The organism is Providencia sp. Je.9.19, from assembly GCF_051129765.1.
GTDB lineage: Bacteria > Pseudomonadota > Gammaproteobacteria > Enterobacterales > Enterobacteriaceae > Providencia.
On the sequence record NZ_JBCPSS010000001.1, the window covers coordinates 249,714 to 269,150 of the forward strand.

Here is a 19,437-nt window from a genome sequence, read left to right on the forward strand (position 1 = left end):
AAGTATACGGAGATTATCAGGTATATTAGATGTAATTGTTAACTACCAAGAAAGAATAACTATGATTATTAAACCTAAAATTCGTGGCTTTATCTGCACTACAGCTCATCCGGCCGGTTGCGAAGCCAACGTTCGTGAACAAATCGCTTATGTTAAATCTCGTGGCGAATTAAAAAATGGTCCTAAAAAGGTCTTGGTTATTGGGGCATCTACTGGTTACGGTTTAGCCTCTCGTATCAATGCTGCTTTTGGCAGCGGTGCGGCAACTATCGGTGTGTTTTTTGAAAAACCTGGCAGTGAAAATAAAACAGGATCTGCGGGTTGGTATAACTCTGCTGGTTTTGATAAAGCGGCTAAAGAAGAAGGTTTGTACGCAAAAAGTATTAACGGCGATGCATTCTCTGATGAATGCCGTAAAACCGTTATTGATCTGATTAAACAAGACCTAGGTCAAATTGATTTAGTTATTTATTCTCTTGCCTCTCCAGTACGTAAAATGCCAGAAACGGGTGAATTGGTACGCTCTGCGTTGAAACCGATTGGCGAACCCTACAAATCGGTTGCCCTCGATACGAATAAAGACGTATTAGTGGAAGCGGTTGTGGAACCTGCTAACGAACAAGAAATCGCTGATACAATTAAAGTTATGGGTGGTCAAGACTGGGAACTGTGGATGAATGCTTTAGATGAAGCAGGCGTTCTGGCAGATAACGCACAGTCTGTTGCCTATTCTTATATTGGAACCGATTTGACTTGGCCAATTTATTGGCACGGAACCTTAGGTAAAGCAAAAGAAGATTTGGATCGCGCAGCTCATGCTATCAATGAGAAAATGAAAGCAAAAGGTGGCTCAGCTTATGTTGCCGTGCTGAAATCTGTAGTCACTCAAGCATCTTCTGCTATTCCAGTTATGCCTTTGTATATCTCTATTGTGTTTAAAATCATGAAAGAGCAAGGCATTCACGAGGGTTGTATTGAGCAAATCCAGCGCTTGTTCTCGACTAAGCTATATAGTGGCGCTATGCCGGATACTGACGAGCAACATCGTCTACGTTTAGATGATTGGGAATTGCGTGATGATGTCCAAGAGACATGTCGCGAAATTTGGAAACAAATTAATGATAACAACATTAACGAATTAACTGATTATCAAGGATATAAGGCTGAGTTCCTGCGCCTGTTTGGTTTTGGTCTACAGGGTGTTGATTATGATGCCGATTTAAGCGGTGAAGCTAAGTTTGAAGTGATTGAATTAGTTTAAACGCCAAAATACGATGAGTTAGTTTGATGAGAAACCCGCCTAAAGTGCGGGTTTTTTTGTGTTTAAATAAAATCAATAAGTCAGCTTCAATAGGGCATTTTTCTTTATCTATCTTATTTAGCTAATGAAATAAATATTTCTTAATCATTAGATAAAGGAACTTTAATCGATATTTATAATTAATCATTTCATTACATTTTTCCTCATAGGCCAGTGAGATATAGCAAAATATAAAGATGGAGTGTGATCTCTATTACGCTAATCATTGGTCTACAGTTAAATTTCGTTAACCACACAACAAAAATAAAACTTTCATATAAAAAATTATGGAATATATATTTCATTAATGTATATCTATGTTATCGACATGTTACTTATGTTGATGGAATGAAAACACAACATGCATTCATAATCAGTGGGAAAAGTGAAATGAAAAAGATAATGAGATTGACCGCGCTGGTTGCTGTATTGGGTTTTTCTAACCCAATGATGGCAAAAGAAGAGCAAATTGTATTTAGTTTACCAACGCTATCTACGCCATTTGAAGTTCACATGCAAAAATCAGCGGTAAAAACAGCAAAAGAGCAGAATGTTAATATTCAAGTGTTAGATGGTCAGGGAAGTTCTCCTAAACAAGTTGCCGATATTGAAAACGCCATTACACGGGGTGCTCAAGGTTTTATTGTTTCGCCAAATGATGTTAATGCCATCGCTGATGCCGTGATAGAAATTCAAAATGCAGGCCTGCCTGTTGTAACCCTTGATCGCACGATTAATGCAGAAAAAGCGGTTCCACATTTTGGTGCCAATAACTATAAAGGTGGCTATGCCATTGCGGAATATGTGAAACAGCAATTTCCAGATGGTGCTGATTTGATTTTAATTACAGGGCAACCGGGTTCTTCTTCGAATATTGAACGCACGAAAGGTATTCGCGATAGTTTGCAAGAAGGCGGTAGTAAATATCGTTTAGTTGCCGATCAAAATGGTAACTGGATGCGTGCAGAAGGAATGCGGATCGTTGAAAGTTTGCTGCCATCATTGCCGAAAAAGCCAGATGTTATTTTATCTGCAAATGATGATATGGCGCTGGGTGCTATCGAGGCATTAAAAGCACAAGGTTTGAAACCCGGTGAAATTATGGTGACGGGTTTTGATGCAAGTCCTGAAGCATTAAGTCGCATTCAAGATGGTTGGTTGTCCGTTACGGCAGATCAGCGTGCCGGTTATGCAGTGAAAACAGCAATGGGACAATTGGTTGATAATATTCGAGATAAAAAAGCCATTACAGGTGCAGACTACCCTCCGGCAGTAATTAGCAAAGCCAATATTGACCAAGCTGAACGTATTGGCGAATTAAAATAAAACAGTGCCTTTTATTCGGGGCTCTTTGAGCCCTGTTTTCCTGAAAAGGAGTTTTTATGTCTGAGCCGCTACTTAAAATTACCAATCTGACCAAAAGTTTTTCCGGTATATGGGCACTGAGTGATGCACAAATGACCGTGATGCAAGGAGAAGTTCATGCCTTATTAGGGGAAAATGGCGCGGGTAAATCCACATTTCTAAAAGCGTTAGCGGGCGCTCAACCGCAAACAAGTGGTGACATTTGGTTTAATGGTGAAATGCTTGGTGGGAATGATTCGCCTGTATTTCGTCAACAAAAAGGCATTATCACTATTTATCAAGAGTTTAATTTACTGCCGAATATGACTGTTGCGGAAAATATGTTTCTCGGTCGCGAAGCGCTTAATATGAAGTGGATGGTCAATGAACGCGTAGTAAATCAAGAAGCTAAAGCCGTATTGGATTATCTACAATTATCTATCTCACCGACCACGCAAGTCGCAAGGTTGAGTGTTGCTCAGCAGCAAATGATTGAAATTGCTCGTGCATTAACGCTCAATGCCAAATTAATTGTGATGGATGAGCCTTCTGCGGCACTGAGTGATATTGAAGTAGAAAGTTTGCATAGAGTTGTTCGCGAATTAAAAAATCGGGGTGTGAGTGTGATTTATGTGACACATCGATTACATGAAGTTTTTCAAATTTGTGACAAATTTACGGTATTTCAAGATGGGCGCTATACCGGCTCAGGGGAAGTCGCAAAAACCACAGTTCAAGACATTATTCGCATGATGGTGGGACGCAATGTGATTTTTGAAAGAAGACCTTATAGCGAAACTTATCATCGTGATAAACCTGTTCGTTTTTCGGTGAATGGACTGTGTAAAGAGAAACCACCTCTCGATCCGCACGGCATTGCGCTTCACGATATTCATTTTGAAGTCCATGAAGGTGAGATTTTAGGAATTGCAGGCTTAATGGGGGCGGGCAGAACTGAAATCGCTCGGTGCATATTTGGTGCAGATAAATATGCTAAAGGTGAGTTTACCCTTGATGGACAGTCTTATCAGCCGATTAATCCGATGGATGCCCTTGAGAAAGGGATTGCTTTAGTGCCAGAGGATAGAAAAAAAGAAGGCGCAGCGCTTGGGTTGTCAATTCGTTACAACCTGTCGTTATCAGGGCTCGCGAACCTAATGAAAATGGGGTGGATGGTTGATATTCGTAAAGAAAATGATTTGATTGAGAGCTATCGGCAAGCACTGCAAATTAAAATGGTTAATAGTGAACAAGAAGTACGCAAACTTTCAGGTGGTAATCAACAAAAAGTGATATTGGCACGTTGTATGGCGATGAACCCTAAAATATTAATTGTTGATGAGCCAACTCGAGGAATTGATGTGGGGACTAAGTCTGAAGTACATCAAGTTATTTTTGAGATGGCAAAAAAAGGCGTTGCAGTGATTGTCATTTCATCTGATTTACCTGAAGTAATGGCGATTTCTGATCGTATCATCACCATTAGCGAAGGTCGTTTAACGGGTGAAATTCAAGGAGATGATGCAACGGAAGAGAAATTAATGACCATGATGGCAATTTGCCATCACAGTTTGCAAGCAAGCGCTGCCGTATAAGAGAGGCTTTTATGTCACAACAACAATCAGCTGCGGCAGTTGGCCGTAAAAAAATTGATTTTATCGCCTTTTTTGAGCGTTTTGGCGTATTGATTTTCATGGTGTTATTGATTTTATTTTTTCAAACGCAAAACAGTAATTTTATTAGTGAGCGAAATGTCACCAATATTCTGACCGAAGTGTCTATTTACGGCATTATGGCGGTGGGCATGACATTAGTTATTTTAACCGCTGGAATTGATTTATCCGTAGGCTCAATACTTGCCGTCTGTGCAATGACCGCCGCTTTTGTGATTAAAGGCGATAATCTTGTCGGTATTGACCCAGCAGCATGGGGCGGCATGAGTTGGCTAGTGGGACTTGTGATTTGCTTAGCGGTCGGTACCTTTATCGGTTTTCTACATGGTCTCGGTGTGACGCGTTTAAATATTCCTCCTTTTATTGTCACACTTGGCGGTATGACAATTTGGCGTGGTGTGACTTTAGTGATCAATGATGGCGCACCTATTTCAGGTTTCGACGCAGGATATCGCTGGTGGGGTAGAGGTGAGCTACTTGGTGTTTCTATTCCTATCTGGATTTTTGCTATTGTTGCTGTGATTGGCTTCTTTGCATTGCATAAAAGTCGTTGGGGACGTTTTGTTTATGCCGTCGGCAGTAACCGCGAAGCTGCTCGACTTGCTGGTGTGAATGTTAATCGAGTTTTAGTCAGTGTGTATGTGGTTATTGGTTGCTTGGCAGGTCTTGCCGGCTTTATTTTAAGTGCTCGCTTAGGCAGCGCAGAAGCAGTAGCAGGTTTTACCTTTGAGCTTCGAGTCATTGCATCGGTTGTTATTGGTGGAACATCATTGATGGGCGGTTATGGACGAATTGGTGGTACTGTTATTGGTTCGATTATTATGGGGCTACTCATTAATGGATTAGTGTTAATGAATGTCTCAGCCTACTATCAACAAATTATTACAGGCTTAATTATTATTCTAGCTGTTGCTTTTGATACTTATGCTAAGAATCGTCGTGGCGCAAATTAGTTTATTATTTCAAAGATAAAATAAAACGCCTTTCTATTGTTGGTTATAGCGAGGCGTTTTTTATTGGATATTATTTTTAAATTATACTTTTTTTCTAAAATGGTTTAATCACAAAAAATTTCAGGAATAACAATGAATTAAACTATTATTTATTTTGTTCCCTGAATTTGAGCTAAAGAGCCATAGAGGTTATACAGGGCATCATATTCATCTTGTTGATAAAACTTGATTTTATTCCAACAAAATTGTTTAGCAACTTCAACGGCAAAACGAGTTGCATCAATAAGTTCATTTTCATAACTTGCTCCAGTTTCAGAGCCGGGAACAATGGTATTCGCCGTGATTGCGAGTCCCACGACCGGAGCATCTGTTGCAACATGAGGCTGCATGATGGAGTTAAAGTGATAGACACCGTTATCGTAGGGTGAAATATCTTGTGTGGTAATTGGGAAGGTTTTGGCCATGTTTCCTGTTGCATACTCTAATAAACGCACTAAATCAGGGGCAACGCGCAAAATATAGCCTTGCTTTGCGGTGGGGGAAATGGCAATTCCTCTGTGCTTTATTATACTGTTACCTTTAGAGGTATCGATGGATAAAATAGCATCCATTTGGGCATCGACTTCATATTGATTCATGGTGGTTGATGATACAGGCATGCCCATAAAATCTACCGGCTCGTGAGGGGTAATTGAAACATGGGTGGCAATATGCGTGGTGATAATAACATCACCCTTTAGTCGACTTCCGGTTGAGGCCATTTCTAATAACTTCATCGCACTTGCGAAAGCCACTATGGAGCCATCAGCGTCTGACACTAAACCGATACGGTTTGGTTGAGCTTGTTGTGCACCTAAACGACCAATAATACCTAATGTGGGATAGTGACCGCCTTGTGATTTTCCATTAGTGCCAGGAATAATAACTTTAATAAAGTCACAAAGTTGGCTGGTATCTTCAGGCTCTTCATAATGAACAGAATTGAGGATAATTTCAGCATTCGGTGGGCTGACTGATTTTAATATATTAACAATTTTTTGCCCATTAATATGCGGATTATCGAGTAGTTCATAGAATTGACTGACATATTTTAATGACATTATTCAACTCCTTTTATCATATTTAATGGAAATTGTTGATTGGTTTTTATTTCATCTATCTGATTTGGTGCTTTAAACCATAAGGCATTTTTATCACCTAAAATAGTTGCCTGATCATTTTCAATTAACAATGCAGTGCCTTCATATAAAGCGAGCAATTCTTCATTCGGATTTAATGTCAAAAATTCATTTAAGCGCTCCTCACGACTTTCTCCATTATGACCAACAGGTTTTCCTGAAATAAAATGTGGATTAATTTGGAATGGAGTAAGATTTAGTGCACGAAATGATGGCGGTTGTACAATTGGCATGTCATTAGTTGTTCGTATGCTTGGCGTTGCAATGTTACTGCCTGCACTCCAACCTATATAGGGTAAATTATCGTGTTTGACGCGCTGTGATATTAAATCAATTAATTGTGCATCATAAAGGCGTTTTAATAGTGCAAAGGTATTACCACCACCGACAGCAATAGCTTGGGCTTGATTAACCGCGGCAATAGGATCGCTGAAATGATGAATAGATTTAAGCGTATAGCCAAGAGATTCAAAAACTGGCTGAACAATTTTTTCGAACTCATCAAAACTAAATGAAACAGCAGCATAAGGAATAAATAATATTTCTTGGTGTTTATGCTGTAATAAACGATGAATTTGTTCATGAGCATGGGATAAATAACCTTGTTGGCCCATACGTGAGCTACTCATTAATAATGCATTTGTCATTTTTTATACTCCATAATGATTTCATGAATACAATTAACTAATTGGTCAATTTCTGACTCTTGATTAAAATAATGTAGCGAAAGTCGTGCCATTTTTTCAATTTGATAAAATTGTAAAATAGCAGTTGCCATAAAATGACCTGATTCAATAATGATATTTTTAGCTTCTAGTGTTTGCATTAAGATGTCAGAAGATATTCCTTTAATATTAAATGGGATAATACCAAGACGTTGATGGCTATTTGTTGGGCCATATATTGCGATATTAGGTATTGACGATAATTTGCTCATCGCATATTCAGTTAATTGGCGGTTACGTATTTCAATCTGCGTCATCCCAATATTGAGTGCATAATCTAATGCTGCATCGAGGCTGATAATGGCTGGGATGTTAGGGCAACCTGCTTCGAATCGTTTGGCGGTGATGGGTAATGTGATATCTCCAGAGTTTGCATCAACATTACAATTCCACCAGCCAGCTAACATCGGTGTAAGAGTGGGTATTAATGCGTTGCGTACATAAAGAATACCAATTCCCTCAATTGTTCTTAATCCTTTACGACCACAAGACGATAAAAAATCACACTGCCACTCTTGTACGTTAATGCTATACATGCCAAGGGCTTGAGATGCGCTAACGTGGGTGAGAACACCATGTTGTTTTGCTATCTCACAAATTGACTGAACGGGTTGTACGACACCTGTAATATTTGATAGGGCAACAAAGCTCACTAATTTTGTTTTTGAAGTTATGGCTTGTTCAATAGTTTTAGGTGAGATGACACCTTGGTTATCTGCTTTAACTGTTACTATTTTTATGCCTTTTTCTTTGGCTAAAAGCTGCCAGATCGCTATGTTACTGAGCATTTCGGTATCAGGCAGAATTACTTCATCACCGGAGTGCCAAGAAATTCCTCGGGCAACTAAACAAATGGATTCAGTACCATTTTTTGTAAATGCGATTTCAGTTTCATCGGCACCGATAAACTGAGCCAGTTTACGACGACAGTTTTCTACACGTTGATAGGTTTCTTTGCGAAAACTAGGTAAATAAATTCCTCGTTCGGCAGTTTTATTCAAATATGTTTTAACCGCATCAATAACCGGTTTTGGTGGTGGTGCCGCAGCACCTGTATCAAAATAAGCATAATGCTGGGAAACTAATGTATCTTGGTAGACTTGTTGCCATATATTCATGATTATTGTTTTCCTAGTGCAAAACTAGCGAGCTAACAGTGAAAGCAATTTTGCTTTGATTGTCGGTAGAAAGGCTTTTGCTGTAGAGTAAAGGGCATCACCGGCAATGAGTCCGCCCGCAAAAGTAGAAATTTTGTCTGAACTGACATTAAAGAAACGGGCCACAATGATGCGTATAGCTAAAGCAACTAATACGGTCCAGCCTGCAATCGGGTAGTTAATCATTAGGCCTGTAGAGAACAGCACTCCAATTTGATGTTTGGCGCCGCCAATAAGTTGAATGATTGCCCCAGGAACAGCCCATAGAAGTAGCATCATGGCAACTTCTGATGAGCTGCCTGCTTGGATTGTTGCCGCGTATAAACGTGAGGCAGGTACAATTTTATCTTGTTCAAAATAGAAATCGTAAGTTAATGCAACGACCACTAAGGCACAGAAAAAACCGACGATAGCAGCAAAATATTGTTGTTTTCGCCCATAAATTTCAGCACTTGGATTTTTACCATAGCCTCGGATCATAAATCCGGTTTTAAGGTCAAAGCCCATATCTGCAAACGCAGGTCCAGTTGCGACACAAAATCCAACTAAAACAGCAAGTGCTTCAGGTGGAAAACCTAATAAGACGCCAATCATGAGGGAAATTAAAGCAGCCGCTGTGGCAGGGAACCAACCGGAATGCATCGCAGCCATACCAACTATCATTTCTTGAACTAATGCCGTTAAAGTCGCAAAAATCAAGAAACCAATTAATTGCGGTAATGTCATCGTGACAAATATCTGGCTAATAAAAGTTAGCGTGAGCGCAGTGAGAAAATAAAAGAAAGCGCCTTTAAGGAGTGTTTTTTTAATTCGGCTACTGCTTTGAGCTAATTCATCACTTTCTTCAATTTGTTGGTTATCATCTTTCTTTTTACGAAAAACAATAAAACCAATTTGTATTAATGCCACGATGCCCGCACCAATCATGACACCGTGAGGTACATAGTGTTCATATAGGTTATAGGGAATTAAGCCAGACTCAGAAAAACCACGAATAAGTAGACCTATTGCAAACATGAATAAAGCGAAAATACTGCCAATTAAGGCAATACCTGCGGATGCCATTGGAATTCCGAATCCGGCACCAACGGCGCCAAAGGTGAAGCCGGCAAGCAATGCACCTAGTCGTTTTCCACCTTTATTACCTGCCCATAAGGTTTCGGCTGTTGCAACGCCTGCGGGCCATGATGCGCTAGCAGGGTACGCTTTGGTATTAAACAAGCCATACAAAATAGTGCCGTCAATAATGATTGCCATAAATGCGCCAGCCATCATTGGCCAAATTAAATCAGGCATTCCAAGCACCCAAGGCACTCCAATCGCAATCATTAACCCATTGGCGGCTGCAAAAGTAGCGGCTGAAATACTGGTTTGAATTAAATTTTGTGCGTCTATAAATCGAAATGATGAAAATATAGATATGGGAATACGAGATAATAAAATGGCTAATACGGCACCAATAATTGAGGTATTAGCTGATATCCCGAGTGTGACGATAATTTGGATACCGATAATGGCACCCACAAAAGATAATATAATTATTGCGATAAATAATGGTGGTGAAAATATAGATACACGTACCTCTGTATCATTTTTATGTTGAGATACATTCATAGAGATTACCTATTTTTTTATATTTTTAATATATATCCATCGTATATTTTCGATGGTTTATTTAGCCATAAACAACAATTAAAATATGGCGGATAGCTGGGATGCTGTAGATTTTAATAATGGATAATATTCAGTTAAATCTTTACTTTGGCTTGATGCTGCAATACATAACGAACCTAATACCCCTTTCTCAAATGAGAAAATAGGAACAGATAAACCTTGAGTTCCTGCAAGGTATGCTTCTTTTGAATAGGCATAACCTTCATTTGCATAATGTTGTAATTTAGTTTTTAAAATTAAGTCATCCTGTAAATTATGTCTTATCAAATAGTCTTGAATATATAATGTATTCATAGAACCAAGAATGACTTGAGTAAAAGGTGCTTCATGAAGTGATAATGCTTCACCTTCAGTTGATGTAAAACGAATAAAATGGTCACTTTCTAAAATAAAATTACAAATAGCGATATCATCATATCGCCGATATATAAATACAGTTTCATGCGTTTTTTCTGATAAGGGGCGTAGATAGTCAGTAGCTAATTGTGAAAATTGGCGCGTATTATTAGCTAGGTGACCTAATTCAATACAACGTAAACCTAGTAGATATTCTTTATTTTTATTTTTTTGTAAAAAGCCTTGTTCTTCTAAAATATTAAAGCCGCGCTGAACAACAGAAGGGCTCTTATCTATGTGTCGAGCTAATTCGCGCACACCCCAAACAGGTTTTTTTAATGAAAAATAATTAAGTAGTAATAAAACAAATCCTGCTGATTGTAGCCGATTATTCATGATGCCCCCTGAATGCAAAGGTAATAAGTAAAATGGGATTATTGTTATATTCATTGTTCCCTTATAAGGAACAGTGTTCCATTTCGTAATATGACTATATTTAGATGAATTGATTGATAAAGTAAATGAGTTATTGCATTTTTGTTAAACTGGTCACTGAATTGATTTTAAAATTTTAGGGATAGATATTAATTAAAGATTAAGATATTGATTTTTATTGTTTTATTTGTTTTTTCGTCTGTTCCTACTAGCGAAACAGTTGCTCAGTAACTGCGTTTTACTTATTTGGCGATTATTTATTATGTTTAAATATTGATTTTAGTGATGGTGATAATGGGGTAGTTTAGTTAAATAATGAATGGATAAGCCAAGGATGCGTAATGTTAGTTGTTGAGATGCTAAGTACCGGTGATGAAGTGCTACATGGGCAGATTATAGATACAAATGCTGCATGGCTTGCAGATTGCTTTTTCCAGCAAGGTCTTCCTTTAAGTTGCCGAACAACCGTTGGTGATGAACTAGCCCATTTAGTTGAAATATTTCTTGAGCGTAGCCTCCACGCAGATATTTTAATTGTAAATGGTGGACTTGGGCCGACGAGTGATGATTTAAGTGCATTAGCTGCCGCAAAAGCGGCAGGTGTGCCACTAGTCGAGCATTCTGAGTGGATTGACGTTATGGAGCGCTACTTCGTTGCTCGCGGGCGGGTAATGCCTGAAACGAATAGAAAGCAGGCGTTATTACCTGAAAATGCAGAGCTCATCGATAATCCTGTGGGTACTGCTTGCGGGTTTTCTGTCGAGATCAATGGCTGTTTGCTATTTTTTACACCGGGCGTACCTTCTGAATTCAAAGTAATGATTAACCAACAGATCCTACCTCGTTTACAACAACGTTTTACATTACCTGAGCCTCCAATTTGCTTACGATTAACCAGTTTTGGTCGCAGCGAAAGCAGTTTAGCAAAGCAGTTTGATAGCCTAACTCATCCTCAAAATTGTGTTTTGGGGTATCGCTCTTCAATGCCGATTATAGAGTTAAAACTTACAGGTCCTGCGTCAATGCGTGATGAGATGGAAGCCCATTGGCAAGTGATTAAACAAGGGGTTGGCGATAATCTTGTTTTTGAAGGAACCGAAGGTTTACCGAGTGCGATTAGCCGAAAATTGCGTGAAAAACAGCTACAAGTGGCAGTGAGTGAACAATTTAGTGCAGGCTTATTGAGTTGGATATTACGTTCAGTTGATGGACTATTTACGCCAAGCGAAGTGGTTGAGCGAGACGCTCAACCAACGCTGCAACAGCTTGCCAAACAGGCAAAGCAGATATCAGCTCAGCAAAATGTCGCTATTGGATTAGCAATAGGGTGTTTTGACGATGGACAATTGGCTTTAGCGCTGCATACGCCAAATAAAAGTTACGCCCAGCGAGTGCAGTATTTACCAACTAATCATAGCCTAAAAGAGAAACAAGACGTCAGTGTAATGTTGATGTTAGATATGCTGTCACGTTGGCTAAATCAACGGGATGTGATAGGACAATATGAGTGGTTGGTACAATCAGAAACTTGGGTAAGTGAGTAATTTTTGTTGCTCCCCTTGGTTGATAAGGGGAGCAATCATTGTCAGTTTTAGCCTTTTACGCCACCTGTGGTTAACCCATTAACCAGCCAGCGTTGTGCTAGTAAAAATACAATAGTAATTGGAATTGCGGATAACACTGTTGCGGCAGTAAAACCAGTCTGAATGCCTGCCAAGGTGTGGCACCGTCTAATGCTGCGGCTTCTTCTAGTGAGCCATCAATCGTTTCGAAATAACCTTTAATCGTCCATACATGGAGTGCAATCCCGCCTAAATAAGCGAAAATGATACCGCCGTGGGTATTCAACCCGATCATCGGTATATATTGGCCTAACCTATTAAATAAGGCATAAAGGGCATTTACCTCAGAACAAGTGAATGCACTACTTGAAGATATTAATCAGCAGCGAAAAACATTCAGGGTAAAAGTATTCAATAGTATAAGTGTGTCTATTAATCATTAAGGCTCTCTATTTTGGAGAGCTTTATTTTTATATTTAAAAAGCCACATATTTAAGCTTAAATTAATCGTATTTATATTGACTTGTGGTAGCGTTATTGTTTTATTTTGAGGTATTTGCAATGGATAAGGTTATTGCTGGTGGGTGTTTATGTGGTCATATTCAGTTTCGTGCATTTGAGCCATCGAATGTGCATTCTTGTTCATGTGATATTTGCCAAAAACATACAGGCGCACAAATGGCGGTATGGATTGAATTTCCGGCAAGCCGTGTTGAATGGATAGGTAAAGGTGGGAAGCCTGCTGTTTATCGCTCATCCGAATATTCAAGCCGTGCTTTTTGTCCACAGTGCGGTAGCTCTATAGGTGCTATTGATGACGCACCTACAGTCGCATTATTAACTGGTGTGATGGATAATTTATCTAGTCACGATTTAGAACTCGAATACCATTCATTTACAGATTTAGCACCCAAATGGTGGTGTAAATTATTGTGCTATGACAATGTGGAGTTATAGCAATGAAGGTCATCAATTTATTATGGGTTAGTCCCGTTGAGCTTTATTGGCTGGGGGATACTGTATTAATAATGTAATTCAAACTAGATATCCCTTTTTCACAGGCTGCATTTTTGAATGTGGATGGTGTTTTTTCAATCGTACTTTTAAGCGTTGAAAGTTGGTTTGAATATATTTCTGAGCCCGTAATCTCAGGGTTATCATTTAAGTAAGCAATTACAGAATCCACTTTTTGATAAAAATATTCACATTGATCGCCTTCAATAGTTATTGCCTGTAAATTTTTCAATGATTCAGGTACTAAATCTTGAGTATTTTGTTTTACTAATTCAGCATAATCACCTGATTTTACTTGTTCTAAGATCTCAATCGCTTTGTCTTTCATATTGTAAAACATGATAGCGGCAACAATCAGAAGTGCTGCTAATACCACGCTTACTGCGATGCTGATACCAAGTAAATATTTTTTCATTAGATTCCTAGAGGGAAAAGTGTGGATGTTAGGTTAATTATCAAATAAGGATAATGTGCATGGATTTAGGTATAAATACAATCTAATATTTTGGAGGATAGGGAATTATTAGTGAAAAAATAAAATAATAACAAAAAATCCACTGAGGTAGATTTCTTGTTATTTGATTTAAAGGGAGAATTAGCGAACGGTTAATACCGATATTTTTGAGTTTTGGATGATCATGGATGCAGTTGAGCCTAGGAAGTAGGTTGACATACCTGGGCGTCTTGAACCAATCACAATTAAATCCGCAGAAATTTCTTCAGAGACACGCAATATTTCATCTCTTGGCGTTCCCATGACAACTTGAGCACTATATTTGCTTGCTGGAATTTTAAATTCATTAATTATTTCAGCTAATTTTTTAGTGACATTTTCTTGCTCGCTATCCGCTTTTTCTGCGAAACCAAATCCCATTGTGGTATAGAACGGGATTGTTGGGATCACGGCTAGAAAATGAATATGAGCATGTTCATATTCAGCAAGATATTGAATATGAGATAGAACTAAATGTGCCAAGCTTTTCTCTGTAATATCAATAGGGACTAAAATTTTGTTATACATGTTTTTCTCCAGCTCTCATTTATTGAGTCCATGCTGTATTGAATTATAAGTTTTTAGCGATATAGGGTATATAAAATAAGAGATACCCATAATATTAATAAATATCTCTAAATCACGGGAGGCGATATCGTCCCGACATTTAGGATAACGGATTCAAATAAAAAATACTTTGACGGTGTATTCATCTTAGGAAAGATATAAGGGCTAAATTGACGAATTAGATGACTGATTTGTGCTATCAGTTACTTGATGACTTTTATCAATAACCTCGTTGGTATATGATCTATATATGAAACAACTATATTTTGTATGTTCAAGGGTGCGATTTTGGGAATAGTTAAAATTTCAGATGAACTGCATGATTATTTGCGATATGCGAGTCAGGTCATGTCGCGCTCAATCAATTCACAAGCGGAGTTTTGGATCAAAATAGGTATGCAGGCTGAATTGAATCCAAATAAAACATTTACCATGTTAATTAATGAAATGCTTGAAAAAGAAGTTATTGAACAAAAAGGAAAAACGCATGAATAATATTACCATCAAAACAGCTGATGAGATTGAGCTGATGCGTGAGTCAGGCCGATTATTAGCACGTGTTTTCAACATGTTAGATTCTATTATGGTGCCGGGTATCTCGACCATGGAAATTAACGATAAAGTTGAAAGTTATATCGTCAATGAGTTGCAAGCGCGTCCGGCAAGTAAAGGGCAATATGACTATCCTTATGTATTAAATACGTCCGTTAATGAAGTGGTTTGTCATGGTGTGCCCAAAGATGATGAGTACTTGAAAGCCAAAGATATTATTAATGTCGATATTACACTCGAAAAAAACGGTTTTATTGCAGACTCAAGCAAAATGTATGCGATGCCTGAAGCATCCCCATTAGCAAAAAAACTGGTTAAAGATACTTATGCCGCTATGTGGGAAGGGATTAAGCAGGTCAAGCCGGGTGCTACATTAGGGGATATTGGCTCTGCGATACAGCATCATGCAGAATCCAATGGCTACAGTATTGTCCGTGAATATTGCGGTCATGGTATTGGTCGTGAAATGCATGAAGACCCGCAAGTATTACATTATGGAATTCGTGGTAAAGGGGTGGTACTTAAAGAGGGCATGACCTTTACGATTGAGCCAATGATTAACCAAGGTGCCATGAAAATCAAAACTAAAAAAGATGGCTGGACCGTTGTTACTCGTGATAAAAAGCTGTCGGCACAATCGGAACATACCATTTTAGTGACTAAAGATGGTTATGAAGTGTTGACTTTACGTGATGAAGAAAAGTAATTCAGCTTAAAGTGAAATAATATTCATGCCTTCTATATGCAAGCTGAAGGCATGAATATGAGTATTAAGTACGGAACCGATTGATCACCATTAAGGCTAGAAAATAGCTACCCCCAAGAATGGCAACTAAAGTCCCTGCTGCAATTTGGGACGGATAAATAATGAGTTGTCCTAACCAATCTGCCCAAACCATTAAGGTTGCACCAAGTAGGCTACCCAAAATCAGTTGTGATTTCACTTTCTGAGCCCCCAACAGTGCGGCCATATGAGGCGCGACTAACCCAATAAAAGCCAAAGGCCCTACAGTTGCTGTTACTAAAGCACATAGTAGAGCAACTAATCCTAGCAGTAACATTGTCGCTTTCCCCGCATGTAATCCACGAGCTTGGGAAAATGCACGACCAATACTCAACAATGTTAACCAGCGACTTAGCGATAATGTGACAATAACAAGTAATACAACAATGATTGAGAATAGAATGGCTTGTTGATCATTGACTCGATAGGTTGAACCAGAAAGCCACAATAGAATACGATAATTGCTGAGCGTTCCTTGAGCGAGGAAAAATTGGACAAAGGCCTCAAGGCAGGCGGTTAGCGAAATCCCGATCAATATCAGACTCGCAGGTGCAAATTGATGTCGTCGGCCTAATAAAAGTAACAAGGCTAACACCAGTAAACTGCCTAATAAAGCCACTCCCCATAATGAAGTTTGTATGGTTGTCCCTAGAATCATGCTTACCATAATCAAACTTACAGTAGCTCCCGAAGAGACGCCAAGAATATCTGGACTTGCAAGAGGGTTGTAGATTAAGCGCTGTAATAATGTACCCGCGACAGAAAGAGCGATACCCGCTATTAGTGCTGTTAGCAATCGTGGCCACCGAAGTGCCCATTGAAATGCTTCTGGTAATTGCCAAACTAAGGCATGTTCTGAGTTTTGTAAAAAAACAGAGAGCGTCATTCCTACTGCAAGTAAAAATATGATACAGCCGCCTGCACGGTACAACCATTGTGGGCGAATAATGGGTTTTAATAGTAGGGTGAGGCTATCTTGGGCTTTAAAGGTTCTGCGACTAAAAGCAATCAGTGCTGGTGCTCCGATTGCAGCGGCCATGACGCCTGTTGGGATTACGGAATGTAACCATTGGCTTATGGCAATGGCTAAAGTGTCAGCGAATAACAGAAGTAATGCACCTAATAAGGCACTTGCTAACAATTCACTCAGCGCTGTTCTTGCACCAAAAGCTCTGACAATGTTTGGTGCTAATAAACCAATAAAGCCAATCACACCAATAGTGCTTATTACGGCAGCAACTAGCCATGTAGCAACAACCATAAATAAAATAAAAATGGGTAAAACTGATAATCCTCTTGCCTGTGCGCCGTCATGTCCAAGGCGTAAGACAGTTAAAATTCGAGGGGCTGCAATAATAATAAATAACGCAGGTAATAATTGTGGCAGCAATCGAATGACTGCCGACCAACCATCTTGTGTTAAATCACCGGCACCCCACATAAAAATATTTTGAGCAAATTGGCTGTTTAGCGTAATAAGCGCCGTTGCGATAGCGCCGAGAAGAATATTAACAACCATGCCGGAAACAATGAGAGGTAGGCCTGTCATGTTACGTAGTCCGGTGATCGTCACAACAAGTACAAACGCTAATAATCCACCACCCATTGCGACTAGTGGTGCAAAATCCGCACTTAAATCAGTGAAACTGATCGATAGGATAACCAGCCCAAGCCAAGCACCAGAAGATGTTCCTAAAGTCAGTGGAGAGGTGAGATTATTTTGTGTTAGTTGCTGCATTAAGCTGCCAACTAAACCCAATGTCGCACCCACTAATAACGCCATCACTAAGCGAGGTAGTTGCCCATAAAGATAAAAAATTTCTGAAAAATTTTGTGCTGATTGTGGCGAAAAAATAAGACTAATTTGCTGGCTAATAGAGAGCCCAGGTTCTAATTGAAGATTGCCAATGGCTAATACCAAGAGCAATAAAATAAAACCGAATAAGGAGGTTATTTTCATGGTGCTGGTGCAATCTCCAGTAAGCTATCGGTGATCGCTTGCGCCATACGTTGTAGCGAATAGACACCGCCATAATTCCACACAGGAATGACCCCATTTACCTGATTTTTTTGTACAAACGGCATCGCTTGCCATAAACGAGCATCGGCAAGTTTTTTTTCATCAGGAAAAGGACGTAGAAATAAAACATAGCCATCATCAATACGACTAAGTTCATTAATACGGCGCTGAGTGATCCCCCAAGGTCGTGCTGGTAATTTTACGGCAGGTTTCAGTCCTAAGCGTTGTAAAACATAATTGATACTCGCATTTTCCGTTGGCAGAAATACCGAGGTCAGCGTTGAAAATCGGATGACGGTGACTTCAGTATTGTTAGGATAGACTTGTGCTAGTTTTGCGCGTAATAACTCAAACTGTTTATCTAACTGGGCTAATTGTTTTTCTGCTTGTTGTTGTTTATTAAACAATGTCGCCAAAGTTTTAAAATGACGGATAGCAACAATTGCTGCATCATCTTGAGCCGAAAAATTGGTTAAATAGACCACCGGTGCAATTCGTTGTAATAACGGAATTAAATCTTGTTGTGCGCTAGTCGCAAGGATCACGTCAGGTTTTAACGAGGCGATTTTTTCAAGATTAGGCTCTGCACGAGTACCTACTTCATCAATAGACTCAGGCGCTGCTGGCATAACAACCCATTGATTGTAGCTATTAATTTCGGTTGCACCGACCGGAATGATATCAAGAGATAAAACTTGCTCTAATAAATCCCAATCAAGTACCACAATACGTTCAGGTGAAGTGATAAAGGTTTGAGTACTTCTATCGTCATTAATTGTGATTTCAGCAAAACTTAGAGAACTGAACAGTAGTGAAAACAGCACAATTAAATGCGTAAATGGCAACGGAATTAATCGCATATCACCGCCACTTTACAGCCTTTAGGGCCTTCAGGATGTTCGATTAACCGAACACGCGTTTCATATAAATCAGATAGGCGTTGTTCATCATTTAATAAGTTTGCAGGACCTTCAAATGCTATTTGACCATTCTTCAATGCAACAATATGCGAGGCATACTGTAAGGCTAAATTTAAGTCATGCAAAATGACGATAATACCGACATCTTGGGTTCTATTGAGCTCACGTAGTAAATTCATTAATTGATATTGGTGATGAATATCTAGTGCTGATGTAGGTTCATCCAATATTAAAACAGGAGATTGCTGGGCCAGTAACATGGCAACCCAAGCGCGTTGCCGCTCACCGCCGGATAAATTATCGGCGAGAGTATCCGCAAAAAAAGAGACACCGGCTTTATCCATAGCTTGGCTGACAATAGTTTTATCATCTTGATGCCAGCGACCGAAGGCGCCACGCCAAGGAAATCGGCCTAAGCGTACAAGTTCGCGTACTGATAAACCTGCGGATGCAGGTAATTTTTGTGGCAAAAAAGCCAGTTGCCTTGCGAGCATTTTTTTATTGTAATGTGCAAGGTTTTTGCCATCAAGATGAACGGTGCCTTGGTCTGGTACTGCTTGACCTGCAAGTAAATTAACGAGTGTCGATTTGCCTGAGCCATTGTGCCCCAATACAACGGTTAATTCAGTCGTCGGTAGCGTTAGTGATGGAATCGATAAAATCGGGCGTCCATCTCGTACAATGTGAATATCACGAAGTTCAAACATAAAAATTTTCTCAAATAAAAAAACTACGCCCTATTAAATGATA

General features: G+C 39.3%; 18 protein-coding genes and 1 pseudogene. 8 read left to right on the top strand and 11 right to left on the bottom strand.

Features of this window, described 5'->3' with window-relative positions; all coding sequences use genetic code 11:
* Positions 1–61 precede the first annotated feature (61 nt).
* The 4 genes from fabV (at position 62) to AAZR93_RS01290 (ending at position 5,270) form a co-directional block, all read left to right on the top strand.
* Positions 62–1,261: an enoyl-ACP reductase FabV gene (gene fabV / locus AAZR93_RS01275; RefSeq protein ID WP_294107616.1), complete on the top strand. Its 1,200-nt coding sequence runs from the start codon at positions 62–64 to the stop codon at positions 1,259–1,261.
* Between the two features lie 441 nt (positions 1,262–1,702).
* Positions 1,703–2,626, top strand: a complete 924-nt coding sequence (locus AAZR93_RS01280; RefSeq protein WP_434719612.1) for a substrate-binding domain-containing protein — start codon at positions 1,703–1,705, stop codon at positions 2,624–2,626.
* Positions 2,627–2,682: 56 nt separating this feature from the next.
* Positions 2,683–4,239, top strand: a complete 1,557-nt coding sequence (locus tag AAZR93_RS01285) for a sugar ABC transporter ATP-binding protein (RefSeq protein WP_434718754.1) — start codon at positions 2,683–2,685, stop codon at positions 4,237–4,239.
* 11 nt (positions 4,240–4,250) lie between these two features.
* Entirely contained in the window at positions 4,251–5,270 is a 1,020-nt protein-coding gene (locus tag AAZR93_RS01290; protein WP_294350714.1) for an ABC transporter permease, read from the top strand.
* A 149-nt stretch (positions 5,271–5,419) separates the two neighbouring features.
* On the opposite strand, the gene AAZR93_RS01295 is transcribed toward AAZR93_RS01290, so the two are convergent.
* The 5 genes from AAZR93_RS01295 to AAZR93_RS01315 all read right to left on the bottom strand — a co-directional run bounded on the left by AAZR93_RS01295 (position 5,420) and on the right by AAZR93_RS01315 (position 10,736).
* Positions 5,420–6,370 (bottom strand): DUF1177 domain-containing protein, encoded by a 951-nt coding sequence (locus tag AAZR93_RS01295; protein WP_434718755.1) that lies wholly within the window; start codon positions 6,368–6,370, stop codon positions 5,420–5,422.
* The gene (gene pepE / locus AAZR93_RS01300; protein ID WP_434718756.1) at positions 6,370–7,095 is read right to left on the bottom strand and encodes a dipeptidase PepE; all 726 of its coding nucleotides are present in this window, start codon (positions 7,093–7,095) and stop codon (positions 6,370–6,372) included. Before pepE ends, AAZR93_RS01295 begins: the two co-directional genes overlap by 1 nt.
* Positions 7,092–8,291 carry an aminotransferase class V-fold PLP-dependent enzyme gene (locus AAZR93_RS01305; protein WP_336430835.1) on the bottom strand — a complete coding sequence of 400 codons (1,200 nt, stop codon included), beginning with the start codon at positions 8,289–8,291 and terminating at the stop codon, positions 7,092–7,094. The genes pepE and AAZR93_RS01305 overlap by 4 nt, the downstream gene beginning before the upstream one ends.
* 24 nt (positions 8,292–8,315) lie before the next feature.
* On the bottom strand, positions 8,316–9,944 hold the full coding sequence (locus AAZR93_RS01310; protein ID WP_294107600.1) for an OPT/YSL family transporter: 1,629 nt from the start codon (positions 9,942–9,944) through the stop codon (positions 8,316–8,318).
* A gap of 78 nt (positions 9,945–10,022) precedes the next feature.
* On the bottom strand, positions 10,023–10,736 hold the full coding sequence (locus AAZR93_RS01315) for an IclR family transcriptional regulator (protein WP_434718757.1): 714 nt from the start codon (positions 10,734–10,736) through the stop codon (positions 10,023–10,025).
* Between the two features lie 380 nt (positions 10,737–11,116).
* On the opposite strand from AAZR93_RS01315, the gene AAZR93_RS01320 reads away from it, so the two are divergent.
* Positions 11,117–12,319: a nicotinamide mononucleotide deamidase-related protein YfaY gene (locus tag AAZR93_RS01320; protein ID WP_434718758.1), complete on the top strand. Its 1,203-nt coding sequence runs from the start codon at positions 11,117–11,119 to the stop codon at positions 12,317–12,319.
* 47 nt (positions 12,320–12,366) lie between these two features.
* On the opposite strand, the pseudogene AAZR93_RS01325 reads toward AAZR93_RS01320, so the two are convergent.
* Positions 12,367–12,674, bottom strand: a pseudogene (locus tag AAZR93_RS01325) (ABC transporter permease subunit); the annotation flags it as partial.
* A 224-nt stretch (positions 12,675–12,898) separates the two neighbouring features.
* Here AAZR93_RS01325 and AAZR93_RS01330 point away from each other — a divergent pair.
* Positions 12,899–13,294, top strand: coding sequence for a GFA family protein (locus tag AAZR93_RS01330; protein ID WP_434718759.1), 396 nt, complete (start codon positions 12,899–12,901; stop codon positions 13,292–13,294).
* A gap of 43 nt (positions 13,295–13,337) precedes the next feature.
* Here AAZR93_RS01330 and AAZR93_RS01335 read toward each other — a convergent pair whose 3' ends face one another.
* On the bottom strand, positions 13,338–13,766 hold the full coding sequence (locus AAZR93_RS01335; protein ID WP_434718760.1) for a DUF5339 family protein: 429 nt from the start codon (positions 13,764–13,766) through the stop codon (positions 13,338–13,340).
* A gap of 180 nt (positions 13,767–13,946) precedes the next feature.
* Positions 13,947–14,372: a universal stress protein gene (locus AAZR93_RS01340; RefSeq protein WP_434718761.1), complete on the bottom strand. Its 426-nt coding sequence runs from the start codon at positions 14,370–14,372 to the stop codon at positions 13,947–13,949.
* 327 nt (positions 14,373–14,699) lie between these two features.
* On the opposite strand from AAZR93_RS01340, the gene AAZR93_RS01345 reads away from it, so the two are divergent.
* Both AAZR93_RS01345 and map read left to right on the top strand, forming a co-directional pair.
* Positions 14,700–14,906: a ParD-like family protein gene (locus tag AAZR93_RS01345; RefSeq protein ID WP_294107574.1), complete on the top strand. Its 207-nt coding sequence runs from the start codon at positions 14,700–14,702 to the stop codon at positions 14,904–14,906.
* On the top strand, positions 14,899–15,669 hold the full coding sequence (map, locus tag AAZR93_RS01350) for a type I methionyl aminopeptidase (protein WP_434718762.1): 771 nt from the start codon (positions 14,899–14,901) through the stop codon (positions 15,667–15,669). Before AAZR93_RS01345 ends, map begins: the two co-directional genes overlap by 8 nt.
* Positions 15,670–15,733: 64 nt before the next feature.
* On the opposite strand, the gene fhuB is transcribed toward map, so the two are convergent.
* The 3 genes from fhuB to AAZR93_RS01365 are packed head-to-tail and all read right to left on the bottom strand — an operon-like array spanning position 15,734 to position 19,394.
* Positions 15,734–17,707, bottom strand: a complete 1,974-nt coding sequence (fhuB, locus tag AAZR93_RS01355) for a Fe(3+)-hydroxamate ABC transporter permease FhuB (protein WP_434718763.1) — start codon at positions 17,705–17,707, stop codon at positions 15,734–15,736.
* Positions 17,704–18,627, bottom strand: coding sequence for an iron-siderophore ABC transporter substrate-binding protein (locus AAZR93_RS01360; protein WP_434718764.1), 924 nt, complete (start codon positions 18,625–18,627; stop codon positions 17,704–17,706). The genes fhuB and AAZR93_RS01360 overlap by 4 nt, the downstream gene beginning before the upstream one ends.
* On the bottom strand, positions 18,618–19,394 hold the full coding sequence (locus AAZR93_RS01365; RefSeq protein ID WP_434718765.1) for an ABC transporter ATP-binding protein: 777 nt from the start codon (positions 19,392–19,394) through the stop codon (positions 18,618–18,620). Before AAZR93_RS01365 ends, AAZR93_RS01360 begins: the two co-directional genes overlap by 10 nt.
* Positions 19,395–19,437: the final 43 nt, after the last annotated feature.